At 65.7% G+C, this 22,046-nt stretch carries 18 protein-coding genes and 1 tRNA gene; 6 read left to right on the top strand and 13 right to left on the bottom strand.

The window, feature by feature from the left end:
* Positions 1-15 precede the first annotated feature (15 nt).
* The 5 genes from IPL75_01775 to sppA form a co-directional block, all read right to left on the bottom strand.
* Positions 16-366, bottom strand: coding sequence for a hypothetical protein (locus IPL75_01775; GenBank protein MBK9238996.1), 351 nt, complete (start codon positions 364-366; stop codon positions 16-18).
* A gap of 144 nt (positions 367-510) precedes the next feature.
* A complete protein-coding gene (locus tag IPL75_01770; GenBank protein MBK9238995.1) occupies positions 511-900 on the bottom strand; it encodes a hypothetical protein in 390 nt (129 codons plus the stop codon).
* Positions 890-1,510, bottom strand: coding sequence for a serine/threonine protein kinase (locus IPL75_01765; protein ID MBK9238994.1), 621 nt, complete (start codon positions 1,508-1,510; stop codon positions 890-892). The genes IPL75_01770 and IPL75_01765 overlap by 11 nt, the downstream gene beginning before the upstream one ends.
* The gene (locus tag IPL75_01760) at positions 1,511-2,230 is read right to left on the bottom strand and encodes a sigma-70 family RNA polymerase sigma factor (GenBank protein MBK9238993.1); all 720 of its coding nucleotides are present in this window, start codon (positions 2,228-2,230) and stop codon (positions 1,511-1,513) included.
* A 6-nt stretch (positions 2,231-2,236) separates the two neighbouring features.
* Complete coding sequence (sppA, locus tag IPL75_01755) at positions 2,237-3,985, bottom strand: signal peptide peptidase SppA (protein MBK9238992.1); 1,749 nt, start codon at positions 3,983-3,985, stop codon at positions 2,237-2,239.
* A gap of 100 nt (positions 3,986-4,085) precedes the next feature.
* Between sppA and IPL75_01750 the strand changes: the two genes are divergently transcribed.
* Positions 4,086-4,172: transfer RNA gene (locus IPL75_01750), tRNA-Leu, on the top strand.
* Between the two features lie 154 nt (positions 4,173-4,326).
* Here IPL75_01750 and IPL75_01745 read toward each other — a convergent pair.
* The 3 genes from IPL75_01745 to IPL75_01735 are packed head-to-tail and all read right to left on the bottom strand — an operon-like array spanning position 4,327 to position 7,416.
* Positions 4,327-6,243, bottom strand: coding sequence for a hypothetical protein (locus IPL75_01745; protein ID MBK9238991.1), 1,917 nt, complete (start codon positions 6,241-6,243; stop codon positions 4,327-4,329).
* 4 nt (positions 6,244-6,247) lie between these two features.
* Positions 6,248-6,631, bottom strand: coding sequence for a fluoride efflux transporter CrcB (crcB, locus tag IPL75_01740; protein MBK9238990.1), 384 nt, complete (start codon positions 6,629-6,631; stop codon positions 6,248-6,250).
* On the bottom strand, positions 6,625-7,416 hold the full coding sequence (locus IPL75_01735) for an SDR family oxidoreductase (GenBank protein ID MBK9238989.1): 792 nt from the start codon (positions 7,414-7,416) through the stop codon (positions 6,625-6,627). Before IPL75_01735 ends, crcB begins: the two co-directional genes overlap by 7 nt.
* 63 nt (positions 7,417-7,479) lie before the next feature.
* Here IPL75_01735 and IPL75_01730 point away from each other — a divergent pair, with 63 nt between their 5' ends.
* From IPL75_01730 to udk, 3 genes are read left to right on the top strand one after another with little or no spacing between them, the layout of a single operon-like run.
* Positions 7,480-9,324: a PQQ-binding-like beta-propeller repeat protein gene (locus IPL75_01730; GenBank protein MBK9238988.1), complete on the top strand. Its 1,845-nt coding sequence runs from the start codon at positions 7,480-7,482 to the stop codon at positions 9,322-9,324.
* Positions 9,321-9,458 (top strand): hypothetical protein, encoded by a 138-nt coding sequence (locus tag IPL75_01725; protein ID MBK9238987.1) that lies wholly within the window; start codon positions 9,321-9,323, stop codon positions 9,456-9,458. The genes IPL75_01730 and IPL75_01725 overlap by 4 nt, the downstream gene beginning before the upstream one ends.
* Positions 9,455-10,084, top strand: a complete 630-nt coding sequence (gene udk / locus IPL75_01720; protein ID MBK9238986.1) for a uridine kinase — start codon at positions 9,455-9,457, stop codon at positions 10,082-10,084. Before IPL75_01725 ends, udk begins: the two co-directional genes overlap by 4 nt.
* Positions 10,085-10,174: 90 nt before the next feature.
* Here udk and IPL75_01715 read toward each other — a convergent pair whose 3' ends face one another.
* Positions 10,175-13,132: a glycosyl hydrolase gene (locus tag IPL75_01715; GenBank protein MBK9238985.1), complete on the bottom strand. Its 2,958-nt coding sequence runs from the start codon at positions 13,130-13,132 to the stop codon at positions 10,175-10,177.
* 114 nt (positions 13,133-13,246) lie between these two features.
* Between IPL75_01715 and IPL75_01710 the strand changes: the two genes are divergently transcribed.
* Positions 13,247-14,050, top strand: a complete 804-nt coding sequence (locus tag IPL75_01710; protein MBK9238984.1) for a DNA-binding protein — start codon at positions 13,247-13,249, stop codon at positions 14,048-14,050.
* A 7-nt stretch (positions 14,051-14,057) separates the two neighbouring features.
* Here the strand turns inward: IPL75_01710 and IPL75_01705 are convergent, their stop codons facing one another.
* The 4 genes from IPL75_01705 to IPL75_01690 all read right to left on the bottom strand — a co-directional run bounded on the left by IPL75_01705 (position 14,058) and on the right by IPL75_01690 (position 20,165).
* Positions 14,058-15,026, bottom strand: a complete 969-nt coding sequence (locus tag IPL75_01705; GenBank protein MBK9238983.1) for an SGNH/GDSL hydrolase family protein — start codon at positions 15,024-15,026, stop codon at positions 14,058-14,060.
* An 8-nt stretch (positions 15,027-15,034) separates the two neighbouring features.
* The gene (locus IPL75_01700) at positions 15,035-16,066 is read right to left on the bottom strand and encodes an oxidoreductase (protein MBK9238982.1); all 1,032 of its coding nucleotides are present in this window, start codon (positions 16,064-16,066) and stop codon (positions 15,035-15,037) included.
* Positions 16,067-16,362: 296 nt separating this feature from the next.
* Complete coding sequence (locus IPL75_01695; GenBank protein ID MBK9238981.1) at positions 16,363-18,594, bottom strand: S9 family peptidase; 2,232 nt, start codon at positions 18,592-18,594, stop codon at positions 16,363-16,365.
* A 101-nt stretch (positions 18,595-18,695) separates the two neighbouring features.
* Positions 18,696-20,165, bottom strand: coding sequence for a hypothetical protein (locus IPL75_01690; protein MBK9238980.1), 1,470 nt, complete (start codon positions 20,163-20,165; stop codon positions 18,696-18,698).
* A gap of 29 nt (positions 20,166-20,194) precedes the next feature.
* Here IPL75_01690 and IPL75_01685 point away from each other — a divergent pair, with 29 nt between their 5' ends.
* On the top strand, positions 20,195-21,961 hold the full coding sequence (locus IPL75_01685) for a hypothetical protein (GenBank protein ID MBK9238979.1): 1,767 nt from the start codon (positions 20,195-20,197) through the stop codon (positions 21,959-21,961).
* Positions 21,962-22,046: the final 85 nt, after the last annotated feature.

The raw sequence follows: 22,046 nt of genomic DNA, 5'->3' as shown, positions 1-22,046 counted from the left end.
CACTTCCGACAGTTCCTAACTGCGCGCTGTCCCATACTGCTGCGTGGCATACCCCACAATGAGGCCCAGCACGGCGCCTGGCAGGATGATCTCGAGGTAGTAATAGACGCCGTTGGTGGGTTGCATGGCCACCAGGTACGCGAAGAAGCCTGAAATCAGCACCCCGGCAACAATCCCCGCCCCGAGCGACCGGACGCGATAGGCGAACCACCCGATCAACACGCCGGCCACAAGGCCCTTGAACGTGGACCCGATCACGATGCCGGTCATCTGATCCCGCAACTCCGGCGCCGAGACCAGGGCCGTCAGCCCGTCGAACACGCCCAACACTCCACCCAGTACCATTCCCAAAATCGGTTTCTTCATCGACTGTCTCCTTCAGAATCCTGTTAACCGTACTGCAGGTCGCCCATTTTCCAAGATGTCCCGGGCTGAAGCCCGGGACCTCCGTACCCCCAGACCCCGGGACTCCGGGACCCCGGGACCCCGGGACCCCGGCGCGTGGCCGCCCTATCTCAAGAAGGCCACCAGCGCCCGCATCACCAGATACGCCGCAATCAGCAGGATGATGGTCGCGTGTTTGGCCGTGAAGCGAATCGCCCGATCGATCGGCGTTTCGGGCAGTGCGTGCACCGCGTCTCCCGCGCGGTACCGCGCCAGGTCCGCGACCACGGCGGACGCGTCAGGATACCGATGGGCCGGGTCCGAGGCCAGACACATCGTGATGATGGCGCGGAGCCGGCGTGGCACCCGTGCCGGTTGTCCCTTCAGCATCGACACCATCGACGCCAGATCGCGCGGCGGCACCACACCGCGCAGGAGCCAGAACAGCAGCGCGCCCAAGGCATAAACGTCGCTCGCCGGCCCAACAGCACCACCGGCCGCCTGTTCAGGCGCCATGAACCCGGGCGTTCCGACGACCTGGGGAACCGGGGAACTGGCGGAACTGGGCGGAACTGGCGGAACTGGCGGAACTGGCGGAACTGGGGAATTGAGGAGCCAGCACTTTCGCTACGCCCCAGTCCATCACCAGCACTTCGCCGAACGCGCCCACCATGATGTTCGATGGTTTGAGATCCAGGTGGATAACGTCGCGGGCGTGAGCAAACGCCACGGCGTCCGCCACTCGCTCGAACACCGACAGCGCCGCGCTCTCGGTGGCCGGCGCCTGCCGCTGGACGAGCGTCTCGCCCCGCACCAGTTTCATCACATAAAACACGCGTCCGTCGCCGAGCAGCCCAAGGTCGTGCACCGGCACAATACCCGGATGCTCGAGTTGCGCCAGCACACGAGCCTCCTGGCGCAGGCGTGCATCGAGGTCGCTTCCCAGCACAGGAGCATGCGAGATCTTGATCGCCACCTCGCGTCCCAGGGGTTCGTCGAGCGCGGCAAACACGCGTCCCATGCCGCCCGAACCAAGGGGACGGACGTTGGTGTATCGCCCGTCGCCCAGATCCGGCCACGTAGCCACGTCACGCAGGTGCCCGACGATGGCGTTGGACAGGAACACTTACACCTCGACGCCGAATAACTCGCGCGCTTCGGCGCGGAACTCCTCGTCGCTTCCGACGAGGTTTCGAAGGTGGACCAGGGCCAGCTCCCGGAATCTCCGTCGGGCGGCGTGAAGGTCATTGGTCAGCGTCGTGACGGGCACACCCATGGCGGCCGCCACCGACGCATACGTCCGCGCCTGGCCATCATCTCGATCCGCCAGATCGTGACGTTCGAAGCCTTCGAAGATCCGCGACTTCCCTTCCCGCGTGTAGGCCTCGCGCATGTCCGCGACCGTCCGCGCAAACAGCGCGCGGATGGTTTCGTCGCGAAAGAACCGGTCGGGGTCCTGCACGTCGCTGGAAACGAGCGCCAATTCGCGCTCGGCGCCTGGAAAATCCAGGGAGCGGATTTCCACCGCGCCGCCGCGTTTGACTGCCGTGCTGGCCTTGCGCTGGTTCTGCAGATAGCGGTCGAGGCAGGTGCGCAGGAACGTCCGGAACCGCGCTTTCGCCGGATCGAATCTTTCGAGGTAGCCCTTTTCGAAGGCCACGGCAAAAAACCCCTGGACGATGTCCTCAGCCTCCTCCGGTGACAGGCGCCACTGGCGCCTGAGGTAGTGGTAGCTGGGCCGCCAGTAGCCTTCGGCAAGGTCGCCGAACGCCCCAAGGCGGGTCGTGGGGTCAGCGGCGCGGATACGCTCGAGCACCGTGAGGTGCGTCAGCGGAAACCCCTCCACCGGGAATCACCGTCCCTGAGTGAAAAACAGATTCGGCATCAGCGCAAGTGTCTCGCCCCGACGGAACAACTGCAACCGGTCGGCGACCGCGTCCACCAGGCGTGCCTCCGGTCGGTGGGTCGCAAGTCCCAGCGAGGCGCCCAGGCTGAGGCCAAGGGGGTTCGAGAACAGGTCCGCGAAGGAGGGCTTCTGCGGATAGATGACCAGCGTCACCGGCTTGGCGGCGTCGAGCTTTGCGTGCTCCTTGGCCAACGCGATGGCGCGGTCGAGCCCACCCAACTCATCAACGAGACCAAGTTCGTGGGCCTGCTGCCCCGTCCAGACGCGCCCTTTGGCGATGGCGTCGATCTTGTCGGCCGACGACCGGCGCCCCTCTGCGACACGCGAGACAAACAGCTCGTACGTGGCCTGCATCTGCGCTTCCACCTTCGCGCGCTCCTCTGGTGTGAACGCGCGGAAGGGAGAGTAGATCTCGGCGAACTTGCCGTCGCTCACGCTGTCGGTGCCGATCCCGAGTTTGTCGAACGCCCCCTTGAGCACGTACTTGCCGGTCACCACGCCAATCGACCCCGTGATCGTGCCCGGCTGCGCCACGATGGCGGTGGCGGGCACGGCCATGTAGTAACCACCCGACGCGGCAACATCTCCCATGGAGACGATGATGGGTTTCACCTGGCGGGCCAGCATGAGTTCGCGCCAGATCACTTCCGACGCGATGGCCGAACCGCCCGGGCTGTCGATGCGAATCACGATGGCCTTGATCGAGCTGTCGGCCCGTACTTTGCGAATCCACTCCACGAACGTATCGGAACCCAGCACCGCGCCGGTCGGTCCGTCGAAGCTGCTCCGGCCGCTGGCAATGGTGCCGACGCCGTACAGCAGGGCGACCCGTGGCCCCGATCCGGTGCTCGCAATGAAGCCGCGTGTGTAGTCGTCGCCTTCGAGCCGCCGTGTCCCCTGCACGGGCGGGGCATCATCTATCTGGTCGTCGTAGGCCAGATCATCAATCAGGCCGGCGGCCTTCGCCTCTTCGGGCAGGAACGGGCCCTGGTCGAGTGCGCGCCGGACGTCCTCGACGCTCCGTTTGCGTCCAGCCGCAATGGCGCTGACCAGCTGGTCGTAGGCATCACGATTCAGCGACCGCGTCATCTCGCGATGGGCGGGCGTAAAGCCGCGTTCGGTGAACGTGTTCGAGGCCGACTTGAACTCCCCCATGTGGAGCAAGTCGGGATAGACCCCGAGTTTGTCGAACGCGCCACGCAGGAACACTTCGTAGGTGGCCAGCCCGGAGACATCAAGGGAACCGGCCGGCATCATCAGCACGCGCTCGGCGGCCGATGCCAGATAGTAGTCGGCGGCTCCCCCGTATTCCATGAACACGACGAGCGACTTGCCCGAGGCCCGGAACGCCGCCATGGCGTCGCGCACTTCCTGCACCTGTGCCCAGAGTGCACCGTTGGTGTTCGGGATGACGACCATGCCGCGAATGCGGTCGTCGCGTTTGGCCTTGTCGATGACGGCCAGGACGGTCCGCAGCGTCGGCGGCGCCGCCATAAACGGCGACAGGACGCTGACGGAGTCGATTTCCGGGAATGGGGCCTGCACGCGCAGAAACAAGGTGGAATTGGACGCCACCACGTGCGTGGTCTGCCCGCCGCCAAACATGAGCGCCAGAATCAGCAGGCCCGCGGCCGAAGCCATCATGGCGAGAAAGATCAGGAACAGGACGACAGCAACACCGCGGCGAGCACTCAAAGCAGGGGGATCTCCTGCTTGCAGTATATGAGGAACTGGGTTGGGATATAATTGCGGCTTCCGTCTCACGTGGACGGGCCTGCCTGTAAGACCCCTTCGTGCGGAAGTGGCGGAATTGGCAGACGCGCTAGCCTCAGGAGCTAGTCCTAGCAATAGGGTGGAGGTTCGAGTCCTCTCTTCCGCACCAACCTTCGCTTATCGCTCGCTCCGCTGGCAGCTTCGGCTGGCGAGCCAGCCAGTGGCCCGCGAAGGTTGCCCACCGTAGCCAGAAGCGAAGCGACTGCCTGGCGAAGGCGGGCGTTCAACAACAGGCCAACATCTGTTGGCCTTTCGGGTATCCCTTAACGACCTTCGCGAACGTGGGCCAGTGGCGTCACAGTGGCGGGGATACGCCCGTCCGAACTGGTGCGAGTGAACAGGAACGGCGTCCGGTCTGGGTAACGCCGTATCAGCTCGGCATTTTGGTCACCACGGTCGCGGGCCACAAGCACGTCTCCCGACTCGCCGTCGCCGTTGTACACCATCAACCGATCGCGCAGTGGCGCGAAGCCGGGCCCCGGTTCTTTCGCGAAGATGAGCAACTTCCCGTGCTTCGCCCGCAGTTGCTCGACGGCCTGGAAGTTGACGAGGGTTGCCGTGCCCTGCCGGTACGACATCCAGGGACGATCCCCATACGGCGCGCCCCCCTCACCCGTGAACCCGATCGCCACTTGTCCAGCCAACGCGATCCCGACGAGTTGCCGGCCTAACGTCGGAGCCCGATCGGAAACACGAATCAGCAGCCATGCCACGCCGAGGGTGAAGTACGGGAGTGCCTCGCTCCAGAAACGCAGGCCTCTGAAGAAGTAGAAGTAGTACGCGACCGGCAGCAGCAGAAGCGGCAGCCACGAACGCGCGTGCCATCGGACACCGACGTGCCGTGCCGCAAGCAGGAGCGGCGCGAGTCCGAACACGGGAAGCCACGTCATCGCGGCGTTCGCCAGCGTCATCGCGAACTTCATGGCCGCGATCTGCGGGGTGAACGCTTCGGCAGACGCGACCCGTGTCAGGGTCTCGTCGTACACGAGCCAGCCACGTTGTCCAAAGCCGAGATTCTGCATGGAACCATACACAGCGTTGTACCCAAACAGCAGGGCCGATCCGGTCGTGCTGGCGTTGTAGTACAGCAGGAAGGCCAGTCCAGGCAGCGCGCCGACGAGGAGGCACACCGCCGGGCGCATCCGTTGGACGAGCGGCGCCTGGCCCCTGAGCCAGACCCAGAGAACCAGCCCGGCCCCCAGCGCCGCGCCCGTCAAAGGACGCGAGGCCACGGTGAAGGAGAGCAGCGCTCCCGCAGCGCACCAGAGGACAATCCCCTGCCTGCCTACCCGCTTGTCGGCTTCGAGCATGGCCAGCATCGCAGCCGCCGCGAACAACATCGTGACCCCGTGTGACATGTACGACGCGAACGTGGCGAGAAACCACTGCGAGCACGCCAGCAACACGACTGCCAGCGCTGCGACCCGGTGCTCGTGGAGCAGCACTCCTATGCGGTAGGTACAGAGCAGTGTCAGACTCCCCACGAACAGCCCCCACTGAGCTCGAAGGCCGACAGCGTCGAAGAGCGCGAGCATCGCCGGCCACCCGGGCGGATACAACGTCGCGAGTTGGCCGGGACGGTCGATCAGGTGACGTTCAGTGAAGAAGTCCTTGAGCGACGGGTCGAAGTGCCAGGAGAACCCAGGCATCCGCATCCACTTCGCCTGCAGCATGTAGCTCGCCTCATCGGTAGCCTCCGGAAAGTCGCCAACAAACACGCGGTTGGCAACCGTGACCAGCACCACAAACACGATCAGGGCGACGTACAGCCACGCGCCCGATGAAGCGAGGCGCGCCTCCGCTGGAATCGATACCGGCTCAGCCTCGTCCCAGCGAAGCCAGAGCAGACTCCCGATCATGGCCAACACCGGAAGCACGGCGGTGGTGATCGAGCTGAAAACCGGCGAGCCCAGTCCCCATGGCGCCAAGGCAATCGCCAAAGAGGCCAGGGCGGTCACGCCGACGTCGCGCAGGAGCGACGTGCGCCTCGGGGACGAACTTCGTGACAATCTCCAGAGGCCAAGCGCAATCACCGTGCCCACGAAGGCCTGCAACGCGCGCGGATCGACGCCGCGTATGCGCGCGATCTCAAGGCCCGCGAGCAAGACGGCGGGACCAAGGAGCACGAGGAGTGAGGGTGGAGCCTTCGGTCGATCCGGCCCGGACTGTGCGGCGCGCATGGCGTCAGAGCTGGCGGGAGAGCCAGAACCCGGCGAAGACCGCAGCCAGCGACCCAGTCACCTGAAGCGTCACGTTGAGCGCCGCAGACGCCAGGTCTCCGCGCTGAACCAGTTGATAGGTATCAGCCGAAAAGGCGGAAAAGGTGGTGAACCCGCCGCACACTCCGACGATCAGGAACAGCTGCAGCAGATGGTCACGTGTCTCGGCGCGAGCCGCAAACACACCGGCGGCAAACCCCACCACCAGGCTACCCACCACATTCACTGTCAACGTGCCGTACGGGAACGCGGGCGACATGGCCCGATGCACGAAACCCGTGACCAGGTATCTCAACACCGCGCCAACGGCGCCGCCTGCGGCAACGGCGGCGAGCGCAGACACTAGGATGCCGCCTTGACCGCGCCGCCGTCCACCTGGAGAGACGCGCCCGTGATGTAGCGGGAGGCATCTGAGAACAGAAATACCGCGGCGTTCGCATACTCGGCCGGCGTGCCGTAGCGGCCCAGGGGGATGGCCTTCGAAAACCCCGCCTTCACCTCATCGGCCGAGGTGCCCGTGGCTGTTGCCCGAAGGGTGTCGAGCTCGCGGATGCGGTCGGTGTCGATACGGCCCGGCAGCAGGTGGTTCACGCGAATACCGTCCGCGGCCAGTTCGTTCGCGAGTGTCTTCGACAGCGCCGCCACCGAGGAACGCACGACGTTCGACAGGGCCAGATTCGGAATCGGTTCCTTCACCGCAGACGAGGTGGAGACGACGATGGCGCCGCCGCCGCGCTGTTTCATTGAAGGCACGGCCAGCCGCACCATGCGAACGGCGCTGAGCACCAGCAGTTCAAACGCGCCCTGCCACGCCCCATCGTCAAACGAGAGCGCCGTTCCGGCGGGCGGTCCGCCGGCGTTCACAAAGAGGAGATCGACGCCTCCGAACTTCGCCGTGGTCGCATCGAACCAGGCGTGAATCGACTCGCCAGACCGCACATCAAGGGCATAGGCAAGTGTCGGTACACCCATGTCCTCTGTGATCGCAGCCGCGGCCGCGGTGATCGAGTCGGTGTTGCGCGACGCCATCGAGACGCTCACGCCTTCGGCGGCCAGCCCGCGCGCCACGGCCAATCCGAGACCACGGCTTGCGCCGGCGACCATCGCGACTTTGCCCTTCAGCCCAGATTCCATGATGCCCTTTCCCCCCGCGCTCACGCATCTTACAATGACCGCGTCGCCCGGAGGCGGCTGTTGATGCGCATCCGTGTTGGAACTGCCCTGTTTGTGTTTGCGTCGGTCGCCGTATTCACCGCGACTCAGGCGCCCCCTGTGCCACCTGCGACGACGGCTGCCGCCGAGTGGCGTCACTACCATCGCGACCTGGCTGGAACACGGTACTCGCCGCTCGAAGCCATTACGCCGGCGAACGTGACGAGCCTTGCGGTGGCCTGGCGCTGGAAGTCGGATAACTTCAGCGCGCCGCCCGAATACAAAAACGAGAGCACGCCGCTGATGATTGGCGGCACGCTGTACTTCACCACCGGATCGTCGCGGTGGGTCATTGCCGCAGATGCTGCCACCGGCGCCACCCGGTGGACATGGCGCCTGGATGAGTCCGACCGCGCAGCGGCAGCGCCCAGGCGCGATGCCGGGCGCGGCGTGTCGTACTGGACCAACGGCACGGAGGAGCGCATCTTCACCGTCACCCCTGGCTTTCGCCTGGTCGCGCTCGATGCCCGCACCGGCCGGCCCGTTTCGAATTTCGGCCGTGACGGGGTCGTGGACCTGAAGTCGCTGCTGGGCGTTGAGGTGGACGCAAAGACGGCGGCCATCGGAAATTCGTCGCCGCCGTTAGTGTTCGAGGACATCGTGGTGATCGGGCCTGCGCTCGAAGTGGGCACGCGCCCGCCCTCGTACAAGAACGTCCCGGGCCGCATTCTGGCTGTTGATGCCAGGACCGGGGCCCTGAAGTGGCGCTTCAACACCATTCCGCAGAAAGGTGAAGAGGGCTACGAAACATGGGAGGCCGGTTCCGCTGAATATACGGGCAACGCCGGCGCCTGGGCGCCACTGTCGCTCGACGAGAAGCGCGGCTACCTGTACTTGCCTCTTGAGGCGGCCACCGGCGATTACTACGGCGGCCATCGGCTGGGCGCCAATCTGTTTTCCTCGACGCTTGCCTGCCTCGACGTGCGCACAGGCCGACGCCTGTGGCATTTCCAGACCGTCCATCACGACATTTGGGATTGGGACAATCCAACGGCGCCGATTCTGGCCGACGTGACGGTTGATGGCCAGCCGCGCGAGATCGTGGTCCAGTTGACGAAGCAGTCGTTTGCGTACGTGCTGGACCGCGTCACTGGTAAACCCATCTGGCCGATCGATGAACGGCCGGTGCCTGCCTCTGATGTGCCGGGAGAGCGCGCGGCCGCCACGCAGCCCTTCCCTTCCAAACCCAAAGCCTACGACCGCCAGGGCGTGACCGAGAACGACCTCATCGATTTCACACCGGAGCTGCGGGCCGAGGCGCTGAAGCTCATCGCAGACGGCAAGCTGCGTATGGGCGCCTTCTTTGCACCGCCGTCGCTGGCGGACGCGCCTGACGGCACCAAAGGCACGCTGAGCCTGCCTGGCAACCTTGGCGGCACCAACTGGGAACACGGAGCGTTTGATCCAGAGACCGGCATGCTCTATGTCGGCTCGTGGACCAACCCCACCGTGCACGCGCTCATCAAGGACACGCAGCGGTCAGACATGAACTATGTCGGCGGCGGCGGCCGCCTGCCCAACGTTCGCGGGTTGCCGATCATCAAGCCTCCGCATCCCGCATCACCGCCATCAACCTGCGCACGGGCGAACACGCGTGGATGGTGGCCAACGGCAACACGCCTGCGGCCATCGCCAACAACCCCGCGCTCAAGGGACTCACCATTCCGGCGACCGGCGCGCAGACACGACCTGTACTGCTCGCGACAAAGACACTGCTCTTCACCGCGGACGGCTATCGCGGCGAAGCCATGCTGCGCGCGCTCGACAAAACGACGGGCGCCCGCGTGTGGGAGGGCGCGCTGCCGGGCTCGGCCAGCAGCTCCCCGATGACCTACATGGTGAATGGACGCCAGTTCGTACTGCTCTGGACCAGCCAGCAGGCGTCGGGCCAGCCATCTGAACTCGTGGCGTTCGCCATTCCGCAACCACGCGCCGGGCGCGGCGGCGGCGCGGGCGCGCGATGAGCCGGCCGCGACTCCCGTTCGTCATTGGCGTGGCCGGAGGCTCTGGTTCCGGCAAGACCACGGTCGTCCGCAATATTGTGGAAGCCCTGGGCAACACACAGGTCTCGGTCATCGAACACGACCGCTACTACCGCGACCATCCGACGCTGCGCCTCGAAGAACGTGCCGCACTCAACTACGACCATCCGGATTCGCTTGAGACGGACCTGCTCGTACAACACGTCAAGGCCCTGCGCGCCGGCCACCCGGTGGAAGTGCCCGTCTACGACTTCGCGCGGCACGCCAGACAGCCGGACACCGTGACGGTGACGCCGCGCACGGCCGTCATTGTCGAGGGCATTCTCATCTTCACGGATCCCGCGCTCCGCGCACTCATGGACGTGAAAGTGTTTGTGGATACCGACGATGACACGCGGTTCATCCGGCGGTTGCAGCGCGACATCACCGAGCGCGGGCGCACGGTGGAGTCGGTGATCGATCAGTATCTGGGCACGGTCAAGCCCATGCACCTGGAGTTTGCGGTGCCGTCAAAGCGCTACGCCGACATCATCATTCCGCTCGGCGGACACAATAGTGTCGCGATCGACATGCTCCTGACGCTCATTCGGAGCTTGGCGGCAAATTAGGGGGACGGGTGTCCCCCTATGGAAAACTCCAGGGCGGCGACTGCGTTTCCTCGCCCGGAGTTTTCCACAGGGGGACACCCGTCCCCGCCACTACTCGATCTCGAGGACTCGAAACGTCTGCATCGGCCCCACAGGCGTGACCGTGTCGCCCACCTGTTTGCCGAGCTGAGCGTGATACGTGCCGGCAGCGACGAGTGCGCCGCCTGCCCCACCGCCGCGACCGGCAAACTGTGGCGGTGCGCCGCCACCCGGTGCGCCGCCGCGGCCCGCGCCCGGCCCGCCGCCTGCTGCCTGGTCCGCCCGCATGTTCCAGAGCACGCGACGCAGGCCCTGCGCCTTGTCCACCTGCATGCGGCGCACTTGCTGGCCGCGCGCGTCCGTGATGGTCAACACCAGGTTGGTGCCGTCGGGAATGGCCTGGCCCACCGAGTACGCGAAGTTCGCGCCCACCGGCGTATTCGGGCTCGCGAAGTTACCGCCCATGGTGGCAAGACCGGCTGAACCGTCCTGCGCAATCCCGCCCAGCGTGACGAGCCAGGGGTTCTTCACGGGATACAGCCGCGCGTCTTCGGCCAGGGCCTCCGGAGTGATTTCACGCAGCGGACTGTAGTCGTCGAGGATGTAGAAGCTCCGGCCAAACGTGCCGAGCACCAGATCGTTCTCGCGCTTCTGCACCTGCATGTCGCGCACCTGCGTGGTCGGCAGTCCACCCTTGAGCTGCACCCACTGTGCGCCGCCATTCACCGACGTGAACACGCCGAACTCTGTGCCCACAAAGAGCAGGTTCGGATTCACGTGATCCTGAATCACGGCCCACAGATTGTTCTTGGCCGGGAGGTTCGCCGAAATGTTCGTGAACGTCTGCCCGCGGTCGGTGCTCTTGACGATGTACGGCTTGTAGTCGCCGGTCTGCCAGTTATTGAGCGTGACAAACACCGTATTGACGTCGAGGGGCGACGCGAAGACGTCGCTCACGTAGGTCCACTTCGGCACGCCCGGGAACGTCTCCACCCTGCGCCAGGTCTTGCCACCGTTTTCGCTGACCTGAAAGAGCCCGTCGTCGGTCCCGACATAAAGCAGGCCAGCCAGCAACGGTGACTCATCCACCGCCACAATCGTGCTCAGCGTGGTCGTCGACTCGAGGAATGCGATGGAATCTGCGGGCCACTGCTTGCCCATGATCGGGATTTCCCGCGCATCCAGGTTCCGGGTCAGATCAGGACTGACACGCGCCCAGCTCGCGCCGCGATCGTCGGTCCGATAGAGGAAGTTGCTGCCCCAATAGAGCCGCGTGCTCAGGTGAGGGCTGATCATGTAGGGCGCATCCCAGTTGGTCCGGTCGCCGCCTGCCCCCCCGCGCCCGCCTCCGGCTCCGCCACCGGCGCCTGCCGCCAGTGTGCCGCCCGCCGGAGGACGAATGCTCTGTCCGCGTCCGGTGCGCCGGTCGTAGCGCGACAACCCACCGTTCTGGGACTGGGCGTAGACGAAGTTCGGGTTTTCCGGATCGGGCCACGCCTGGAAGCCGTCGCCGCCGGCGATGTGATACCAGTCGCTCGTGCGGATGCCCAGGACGTGGAACGTACCCGACGGGCCGCACATGGAGAAGTTATCCTGCGTGCCGCCGCAGACCGAGTAAAACGGCTTCTCGTTGCCAATGCCGACTTTGTAGAACTGCGTGACGGGCAGGTTCGTGAACATGCGCCACGACTGGCCATCGTCGTACGTTTCGTAGACACCACCGTCGTTGCCGATGATGATGTGATTGCGGTCGGTCGGGTCGAAGACCACCTCGTGATGGTCGACGTGCACGGCAAAGGCACCCGAGCCGCGCTCGATGCCCACGTTGGTGAACGTCTTGCCGGCGTCCTTGGTCCACTGCATGTTGGTGTTGATCATCCACACGGTGTCGGCGTGACGCGGATCGACGTAGATCTCCGAGTAGTACGCCGGTCCACCGCCGCGTTCGCGCGACATGCGCTCCCAGGTCACGCCGTTGTCGTCGGACTTGTAAAAGCCGCGACCATCGGCTTCGGTCGCCGGATTCAGCGGCGGCTCCGGCGGCGGTGCCGGAGCGGCGACCGGCGGCTGGGCGCCAGCGGCCCCCGCTGCCCCGGCCGCGCCCTGAGCACCTGCCGGGTCACCACCACGTCCACCGCGCCCGCCGCGGCCTCCGGCGGGCGTAAAGACCTTGGCATCGATGAGCGCGTAGACGCGTCCCGGCTTCTTCGGGTCGGTCGCGAGCGCGATGCGGCCCACTTCGCCAGGCGGCAGGCCCTTGGTCAGTTTGTTCCAGGTCCGGCCACCGTCGGTGGTCTTGAACACGCCACCATCCGGTCCGCCGCCAATCATCTGGCCGACATGACGCATGCGCTGGTACGTGCCGGCGAACAGGGTGTTGGGATTTCTCGGATCAAACGCGAGGTCGGTGAACCCCGTCGTGTCGTTCACGTGGAGCGAACGGGTCCATGTGGCCCCACCGTCCGTGGTCTTGTAGACGCCGCGCTCGCCCCCCGCAGAGAACAGCGGTCCCTGTGCTGCGACCCAGACGATGTTGGAGTTAGTGGGATCCACCAGAATCTTGCCGATGTGCTCGGAGGCTGCGAGCCCCGACCGCGCCCAGGTCTTTCCGGCGTCGGTAGACTTGTAGAGGCCATCGCCAAAGTGGGCGGAACGCTGGCTGGCGTTTTCGCCCGTGCCCAACCACACCACATTGGAATCCTTCGGGTCCACCACCACGCAGCACATGTTGTGCGCCGGGTAGTTATCGAAGATCGGCTCAAACGTGATGCCCCGGTTGACCGTCTTCCACAGCCCACCAAACGCGGTGGCGACGTACCAGACGCTGGGATTCTTCGGGTCGATCTCAATATCCTGAACGCGGCCGGTGACCACGTTCGTGGGCAGACTGCGGAACGCGAGCGCGCTGAGGGCATCGGCGGACAGGCCCGGCGCCTGTGCCTGACCGGCGCCGGCCGCAGGTACGCCGGTGCTCCAAAACACGGCCACGAATGCTGCTGTGGCAACACATCCCAAAAGTCGTTTCATCATTGTGAATTCTCCGATTGCAGTGCCCCGGGGCTCCAAGGCCCGGTCATTCTCGCACTCTCTGCGAAGACGGCGCAATACTGCCCGGCAGCGACCCGTTCTTGATACCCTGAGCACATGAAGCCTGCCACCGTTCAGACCCTCGCCCTGCTGGTCGCGTTCTCAGCACTCGCCGCATGCTCGACCCCACAGGCCAGCAATGCGACCACCGCCGCCGGCACGCAGGCGGCTTCGACGCCGGCCCCGGCCGCGCCGGCCACCCCCGGCACCGTCACGGGCACCGTGGCCGAGACGATGAACTCGGGCGGCTACACCTACATGCGCCTGCAGACCGGTCAGAAGGATGTATGGATCGCCGCCAATGAATTCCCTGTGACCAAGGGTGAGAGCGTGACCGCGCCGCTCGAAATGCCGATGGAAAACTTCCACAGCACCACGCTGAACCGGGACTTTCCGCTGATCTACTTCGTCACACAAGTGGCGCGGGCCGGACAGCCGCTGCAGGGCGCATCAGGCGCCGCCGCTGCGCCTGGTCTGATGCCGATGGCCAGCCACGGGGTCGCCACCGCGTCTCCGGCGCCTCAGGCTGCGGCCGCGGTCGCGGTTCAGCCCAACGCGGCGCCTGCGGGCGGACTCTCCATTGCCGACACGTGGGCGAAGCGCGATTCGCTGTCGGGCAAGACCGTGATCGTGCGCGGCACGGTCGTCAAGGTCAACAACGGGATTCTCGGGTTCAACTGGCTTCACTTGCAGGACGGGTCCGGCAAGGCCTCGGACGGTACGAACGACCTGACGGTGACGACCGATGCGCTCGCGAAGGTTGGTGACGTGGTCACCGTATCCGGGACGCTGGCCGTCAAGAAGGACTTCGGCGCCGGTTATGCGTACGAAGCCATTCTCGAGAAGGCCACGATCAAGTAGCTGGGATCTACTGGTCGCGCGCTTCGCGGATGAGCTCGCGGAGTTGCTGGGCAGCGATGCGATGGCCGGCTGGGTTCCAGTGCCAGTCGCCAGCCAGATAGACGTTGTCGATGCCCGCGCCGTGAATCGCTGCGGTCAGGTCACGGAAAAGCACGTGGCGTGTCGCCGCCCAGTTCATGAGAAAGGTTCGTCGGCGCTTGTCTTCCGGCGTATCTGATCGGCCTGGAAAAAAGGCCACGACGGGCACCGCCCCGAGGCGCGCCACGTCATCGAGGTACCGATTCAGCAATGCCCGATTCAGATCGAAGCGATTGCTGTTCACCTTCCACCACGCTTGATAGCCCGCCTGGACAAGGCGCATCCGGCCCCAGAATCCCGGATACGGAAAAGGCACGCTGACCACACCGTCTCCGGCACGTTCAAACTTCTCGAATGGAATGCCGGAAGCGTCGAAATACGGATGGAGCCTCCGAAAGTCGTCCGTATACACGGCGAGCACGACCACGTCGGGATCGGCCTTCGGGCCGAGGTGCTCCAGCGCGCGAACCATCAGGTCGATCCCCCACCCGGTCATGCCCATGTTGTCCACCCGCCAGCCGGGCTCCAACGCTTCGAGCTGTTCGGTCAGCCGGTCGCTGACCTGTACACCCCACCCGCAGACAAATGAATCGCCAAGCACCAGGACGCGCCTGCGGGCGTCAGGCTCATCAAACTCACGAGTGCTGCGAAAGCCGTCAGAGTTGGAGGCAATCACCATCGGCGCCGGGCTGCCCGCGGAGCGGTACGTCACGGTGTGTGATCGCCGGAATCGATACCCGACATGGGGATCAGCCTCGTAGAGTTGCGGCTGAGTCGGCCGCAGTGGATTGTCGGGCGGCAAATAGCGTCCAGACAGGCGCAAGGCGCCCTCGCCGAGCAGTGTCGCCGTCAGAACGGACGCCACCACCAGCAGGATATTTTTGCTTCGCTCGAGCATGCGCCTGCCTATCGGACCTCGAAGCGGGCGAGCTGGCCGCGCCCCCCGGCGGCGAATCCCACACCGCTGCTGCGTGCGTGGCTGTAGGTATGCAGGCCTCGCGCGGGTGTGGGGATGGCGGTCCACGTCCGGCCATCATCGGTGGACCAGTCCGACCCTGACGGCCCCACGGCCAGCAGTGCAAGACCGTTCGCCGCCGGCACGTACGTCACTACCGAACGGAAACCTCCCACGCCCGGAGCCAGCCGCCACGTCTTCCCGCCGTCGTCGGTCACGGCCACGTTGTCGAGGGCGAGGTCCTCTTTCGCATAGTCGCCGCCGACCACGATGCCGTGAAGCGCGTCGCGAAACGCGATGGAGTAGATACCCGCCGACGTGCCGCCGGGAATCGGCGTGTCGGCCACAGTCCACGTCTTGCCGCGATCGGAGGAATGAAGCACGCGCGCTTTCGCTGCGGCTCCGGTGCCGATCCACACATGGCGGTCGCCCCAGACAGCGACGTTCGTGCCGCTGGCGGCAAACGCGCCCTCGTTGTCGAGCGCGGGGGGCAACCCGCCAAGGCGCGTCCACGTGCGGCCCCCGTCGCCGGTGCTGATGATCCGGAACTGGCCGTTGGCCGAGTCGCTGAAGGCGATGCCGTTGTCCTTGTCCCAGAACGCCATGGCGTCAAAGAAGGCATCAGCGTCGGGGCTCGTGAACTGCGTGACCCATGTGGAGCCACCGTCGGTCGTCTTGAGGATGCGCGACGCGTCACCGTTGCCGATGCTCAGGATATAGGCGGTCATTCGATCGATGGCGTCCACGTCACGAAAATCCAGCGCGAGCGGTGGCTGTGGCGACACGTTCTGCCACGACGCGCCGGCGTCGAGCGTGCGCATCACCGTGCCGCGCGACCCACTCGCCCACGCGACTTCCGCGTTGACGGCGCTGACTCCCCGAAACGTCACGTTGACGCCGCTGGTCAGCGGCGTCCATGTCCCCTGCGCCGCTATTGCCACCACCGCCACGACTACTGCACCAAGAACGATTGCCGACTTCATCAGTACCTCACGATCACGACGGACCAACAGGGAGACGCGGAGACACGGAGGACACAGCCTGGCGTGACCGGCGGGCTTGCCCGCCGGTCGCCGCGTGGCGGCCCGGTGGCGCGATGGTGACACAGAGAAAACGACCTCTGAGGTAGTTTTTCGGGGTGAGAACAAAAACTACCTCAGAGGTCGTTTTCTCTGTGTCACCATCGCGCCGCCGGCCTCACGCCAGGCTACTGCTCACAGCCCTACCCTCTGTGCCTCTGAGCCTCCTGTAATCCGGCGTGATCTGCAATGCAGCGTGCTCAGCGCCCAATGTGTTTCATCAGGAACTGCTCCATCCGTTCGAAGGTGTAGATCCAGCGCCGGTGCAGCAGCGAATCGTGCACGTCGTCGGGGAACACCACCAGCTCGTAGTCCACGTTGCGCTGACGCAGCAGTTGCACCAGTCCGCCCGTTTGCGTGAACGCGACGTTGCGGTCGTCATCGCCGTGGAACAACAGCACCGGCGATCGCCATCCGTCGATCGCACCGATGACCGATGACTTGAAGGACACCGCCTCCGGATCGAGCAGGCTGCCCCAGAGATGCACGCCGGCCAGGTCAATGCCGGCGGCGAACAGGTCGGAGTTGCGCGCCAGGGCCTGGCCGGTCAACACGCCGCCGTACGAAAGGCCCCAGATGGCCACGCGTGAGGTATCCACATCGGGCCGCGCGTGGAGATATTTGCCGGCCGCCAGTACATCCTGGTATTCCGCGTTGCCGCGCCCACCTGTATTCGGGGCCTGCCGAAATGCGCGGCCGTACCCCACCCCGCTGCGATAGTTCACCGACAGCACGATGTAGCCCTTGCTCGCCAGCCACTGATTGATGCCATAGAACATGTGGTACACGTGGCGATAGTGATACCCGAGCAACATCTGGCGCTGCGGGCCACCATGGACGAAGATCATCGCCGGCCGCTTCTCACCAGGTTTGATGTCTGCCGGCATGAACAACTGGTTGTTGAACTTCACGCCGTCCTCGGCCGTGAGCGTGACGTTGGTGGGCACCACGTGTGCCGCTGTCGGGAAGCGCGGCGTGAGCACCGGATACACCACGCGCGCCTTTTCGCCGTACGCCGGCACCACCGCCACGGACTGGGGACGAGTGGCCTCGGCGTACAACAGCGCCACCTGACGGCCTGACGCGAGCGGCGCCGGGTACATCTCAATGGCATCGCCCGAGGTCACCTGCCGCGGCGCGCCACCGGCCGTGGGCACGGCCCACACGTCGCGGTGATCGATGTCACCCGCATTGGTGGCGTAGTACAGCGTCTTGCCGTCGGGCGACAGATTGACCGATGCCGCATCCTCGATGATGCCGTCTGTGGTGGTCAGCAGCACCGGCTTGGGCGTTGAGCCGTTCACGGCCACCGAGAAGTACCGATCGAAGTCGTCGCCCGGCACGACACTGGTGAACACCACGTGTTCCCCGGCCCACTCGATGCCGTTGACGTTCGTCACCACTCGGTCGTTGGCGGGTTGGCGCCAGAACTCCTTGCCCTGTCCAGACGCCACATCCGCCACCCAGAACGACAACGTGCCGCCTCCCTTGAACTCGGCACGCATCAGACCTGGCACAGTTCCTCCGGCCTCAGCCACCGACACGCCAGGGGCGGGCGCGCCTCCCTGCCGACCTGCTCCGCCCTGACGGCCACCCGCGCCGCCTTGTCTGGCGAATGCCGGCCCGGCGGGGTTGCCCACGCCGCCGCTCCCCTCGTGCGCTTGTTGCCCAAAGGCCAGGCCCGGCCGACGGATGAATGCGATGCGAGCGCTGTCGTGCGACCAGGTCGGGCTGCTGTCGCGATCCACGTCGGGCGCCAGATACGACACCGCGCGGGTCGCCACGTCATAAACACCGATGTAACCGTGGTCGACGCGATTGCTGACAAACGCGATCTTCTTCCCGTCGGGTGACCATCGCGGCCCGCTGTTCTGTCCCCACGCTTTGATGAACGGCTGCTCGCCTTTGTCGATCGGCGTCAGCCTCGGCGCCGTCGACACGCGCATGCGATAGATCTGTCCGTCCTTCACATAGAGGACAAACCGGCCATCCGGGGAAATCACCGGGGCACCCGACGGCAATTCCGCCAGCCGCATCGCCGGGCCGGCGCCATTCGTACGAACGGCCCAGATCGCGCGCTCGGTGCCGTCGGGATTGCTGGCGGGATTGGCCACCCACCCGTCGCGATTCTGATCGTGGCCGCGCACGAAGACCGCAACTGATCCGTCAGCCGACACACTCAGATTCGTGACATCCACGCCATCGTCATTCATGAACGACGTCAGGCGCACGGGGGTGAAAGCAGGCGCGACGGCAGTGAAGACGTTGCGTTTGCCTTCGTCGTAGGTGATCCATGCCAGTCGATCAACCCGACGGGCCGACACCAGATCATGGGGATACGGCGCACTGACAAAGTCAGCCGCCGAGGGCGCCTGCCCCTGGACGACCGGCACCGCCACGGCAAGCAACACTGCTGCAATCAGTCGTTTCATCGTCGTCACCTCATTGCCTCCCCTCGTAGGGCGGCCTGGGTCTCAAGGCCGCCAAAGCTCCGCGGCGTTGAGCCCCACGCCGCGCTACGAAATGCATTGGCTCATTGCCCATGAGGGCACAAATACCACCCGCCCACCTGCGTCCCTCCCGCGCACGGCTCCTCGCGGATACGCACCACTCGGTCGCCTGCGGCTTCCGCGCGCCGTTGGTACTCGGTAATCCGGATCACATCCGTGGAGGCCACCGTGATGCGCTCTTCACTGAGAAAGGACAGCTTGTACGCGCGCCAGTATGGCGCTTCGGCGATCGTAATCCCCCTGGCGTCCAGCGCGACCACCAGTTCCCGCATCGGATCAGGCACCCGGCCGGAGGCGTATCGATCGAACTGGCGCCAGTTGTCGATACCCGCCAGCAACGCCCACCCCAGTACGAACGTCATCACAGCAGCCCGGACGAGCCGCCGGGGTTCCAGCATGAGCCACACCGCCGACAGCCCCACGGGCATCAGCAGAGCGAGCAACAAATACCGGCGAACCACATCTTCTGCAGGCCGTGTTGCCGAATACGCCAGTACGGCCATCACGCCCAGGCCCAATACGTACCACCCGAACGACATCGCGTGAAGGGTGGACCGAGACCGTGCGGCCAGGACACCGACACGTGCGATCGCAGCGAGCAGCGCGATCGCCAGGACATACCCAAACCAGCCGCGGCCCTGCGGCGCGACGGCGTCAACCAGGGAACGGCCACCCAGAAGTCCGGCGACATCTCTCGTGACGATCGTCCAGGCCCTGGCGGGAAGCCCCCACACATCCACCTGCAGGCGCTGCGAGAGGTTCTCGATCTGCGACCCGCGCGCCGCCATGGCCGCAGCTCCACGTGTGCCCGGCCCCATCACATCCGAAAGTGGTTCCAGTGCGCGTATGCCCTGCCAGACCGCGAGGAAGGCGACCAATGCGAACAACCACGCGCGGATGCTGCCGCTCTTCAAAAGCGTGCCCGACCAGGCCTGGCCGGCCAGCAGGACCGGGACGGCGTACAACACAAATTCGCGATTCAGGAATCCAACGGCGAGAAGGGACCCCAGCCAGAAGGGCCGTTCGCGCACAAACCACAGCAACAGAATCCACAGGAACGGCTCAATGTTTCCACCCTGGGCTTCCACCAGGAAGGCTGCCGTGTCGGGAGGCGGAAACACCAGAAACAAGGCGGGCACCAGCGCATGGAACGGACGAAGACCGCACCGATGGAGGCCCATGATAACCATCGTCACAACCGCGAGATTCGTCGCGACGATCGACGCGCGCAACGCGGCGACGGTGGCGCCGGCCACCCAGAAAAACGGCACCGCCCACCAGGCTTCGACGCCAAGCATGTAGGACTGCCCGTAGAAGAACAGTGGAAACGCGCGCCCTTCGCTCAGGTGTTTGGCCATCAGGCCGACGATGGCCTGGTCGGAGTCGAAGTGCGCATGTTCGTAGACCACGAACACCAGGCTTCGCGCGATGACAAGAAGCCAGCTCACGACAAGCGCGGCGCGAAGTTCTGGCGCGCGGAGGAGCGAGCGCATCGTTGGGCGCATGCTAACATGCCGCGGTCGTGCGAAGTTCCCTCGCAGGCTGGTCCGCCGTCTCGATCGCGGCAGGCATCGGAAGCCTGCTGGTGCTTCGGCAGCCGGTCACACTGGCCGATCCCAGCACCTGTGCCAACCTCTTCGACCTGATCGCGATCGTCGCGGCTCGCACCTGGCGCGACGCCGCGCTGGGCTCGATGCTGGCGATGGCCAACGCTGCGGTGCTCGTCCTCGCGTTGCTGTGCCTCGCGCGCGCGGTCTACCGCATCACCGCAGCGGTCGGCGTCACGCTGGCCATCACCGTGGCGGCATCGGTCTCGCCGGTGTTTGCTGTGGCGCTGGCGCCTTCGCAGGCCGCGCAGGTGCTGGCCGTCATCGCGGCATGGGCGTGTGTCCTTCGCGCGAATGCGCGGCGTCACGAGCCGGCCGCGCTCGTGGTTGCCGTGGCGCTCCTGGCCACGCTCGCGGCCACCGCGCCTCCCCTCACCCTGCCTGCAGCGCTTGTCGGGGCGTGGCTGGCGTGGCGACATCGCACCTCGGCGCCCTCGGCATTGCGGCTCACCCGGGTGGTCGTGACGATGGGCGCCGTGGTGGCCGGCGCGCTCCTCATGCAGATGGTGGTGCCGCGTGAAATGTCCTGCGTTCTGCCAGCGCGCGGCGTGACCGCGATAGGGGGTGCGACCTGGGCTCTCGCGGATGTTGTGGCCCAGAGTCCACTGACAGGTGCGCTCGCGATGCTGGGGCTGCTCTCGATGTCGCGCCTGGCACCGGGCATCGGCTGGTCATTGATGGCCCTGGCCGTGGCGTCGTTCTCAGGCGCGATCATCGAGCCCACGCCGCAACCTGGGACGATGGCCGCGTTTGTGGTTGCGTTCTGGCTGCTCGCCGCCACAGGTCTGCGTGACGTGTGGGAGGCGGTGCGCCACACCACCGGCGGAAGGGTGGGTGCCGTCGCACTTTCACTGACGCTCGTGGTGCTACAGATGCTGCACGTCACCACGCGCGATCCGAAGGGCCGGATGCCCGATGGGCATGAGCGCTTGACGACGTCCGCGATGGGCACACTCGTGGGAGAGATGCCCCGGGGCGCCGCCCTGGTGGAGGAAGACGCCGCCACCGACCTGTTGTTGCGCGCGCTGCCCGGCAGGTTACGGTCAGCCGACCGCCTGCACATTGTGGCGCGTGACAGCGCGGCCGTCGCCGCCGGGATGGCTGCGGGCCGCGTCTTTGCATTGCCGCGATCTCAGCGGGTGCTCCAGCATCTGGGCCTCGAACTCATGCATGTAGGTCGCGATGGCGCGACCGGCCTTGCCGAGGTACGCCAGGCGCACGCGTGCACCCCCACACTGACCGAGCGGCCGTCGCCCCTGCCGCAACTTGACGGTCACACTCAACTGGCGCTCGTCGCAGGGGATGAACTGTCACGTGGGCCAGTGGTGATTCTGCTGCCGGCGGCTATGGCACTGTCGATGCTGCCGTTGGACTGGCCACCAGCGGCCACCCGGGGCTTTCACGGACGAACGTTTGATCTCACGCGCCCAGACGACGTGCGCGACCTGGGGGACGAGCTCCGCACCTATGGGTTGCCGCCCTACACGCAGCCGCCGCCCTCACGTTTTGTCAGCCGAATCGAAGCGTGGAGAACGCCTGGGGCACCCCTCGTTCTCCCGGTGTCGCTCGGCGGCGCGACCGGCACGGGAACGGCGCGGCTCCTGACCGCCACGCCAGGTCAGCACCTCCGCCTCTGCCCGTCGTTTCCGTTCGACGTCCAGCCTCTGGTCCGGCGCCGCTGACGCGAGGCCTCGGGCTTGAGAAACAGCCCGAGCTACGTACCGGCTCAAGGCGTTTCCGTACGCAGCTCGGCCTGAATTTCAGGGC

The organism is Acidobacteriota bacterium (genome assembly GCA_016716905.1).
Taxonomy (GTDB): Bacteria; Acidobacteriota; Vicinamibacteria; order Vicinamibacterales; family SCN-69-37; genus SYFT01.
This window is presented reverse-complemented; position numbering and strand designations above follow the sequence as displayed.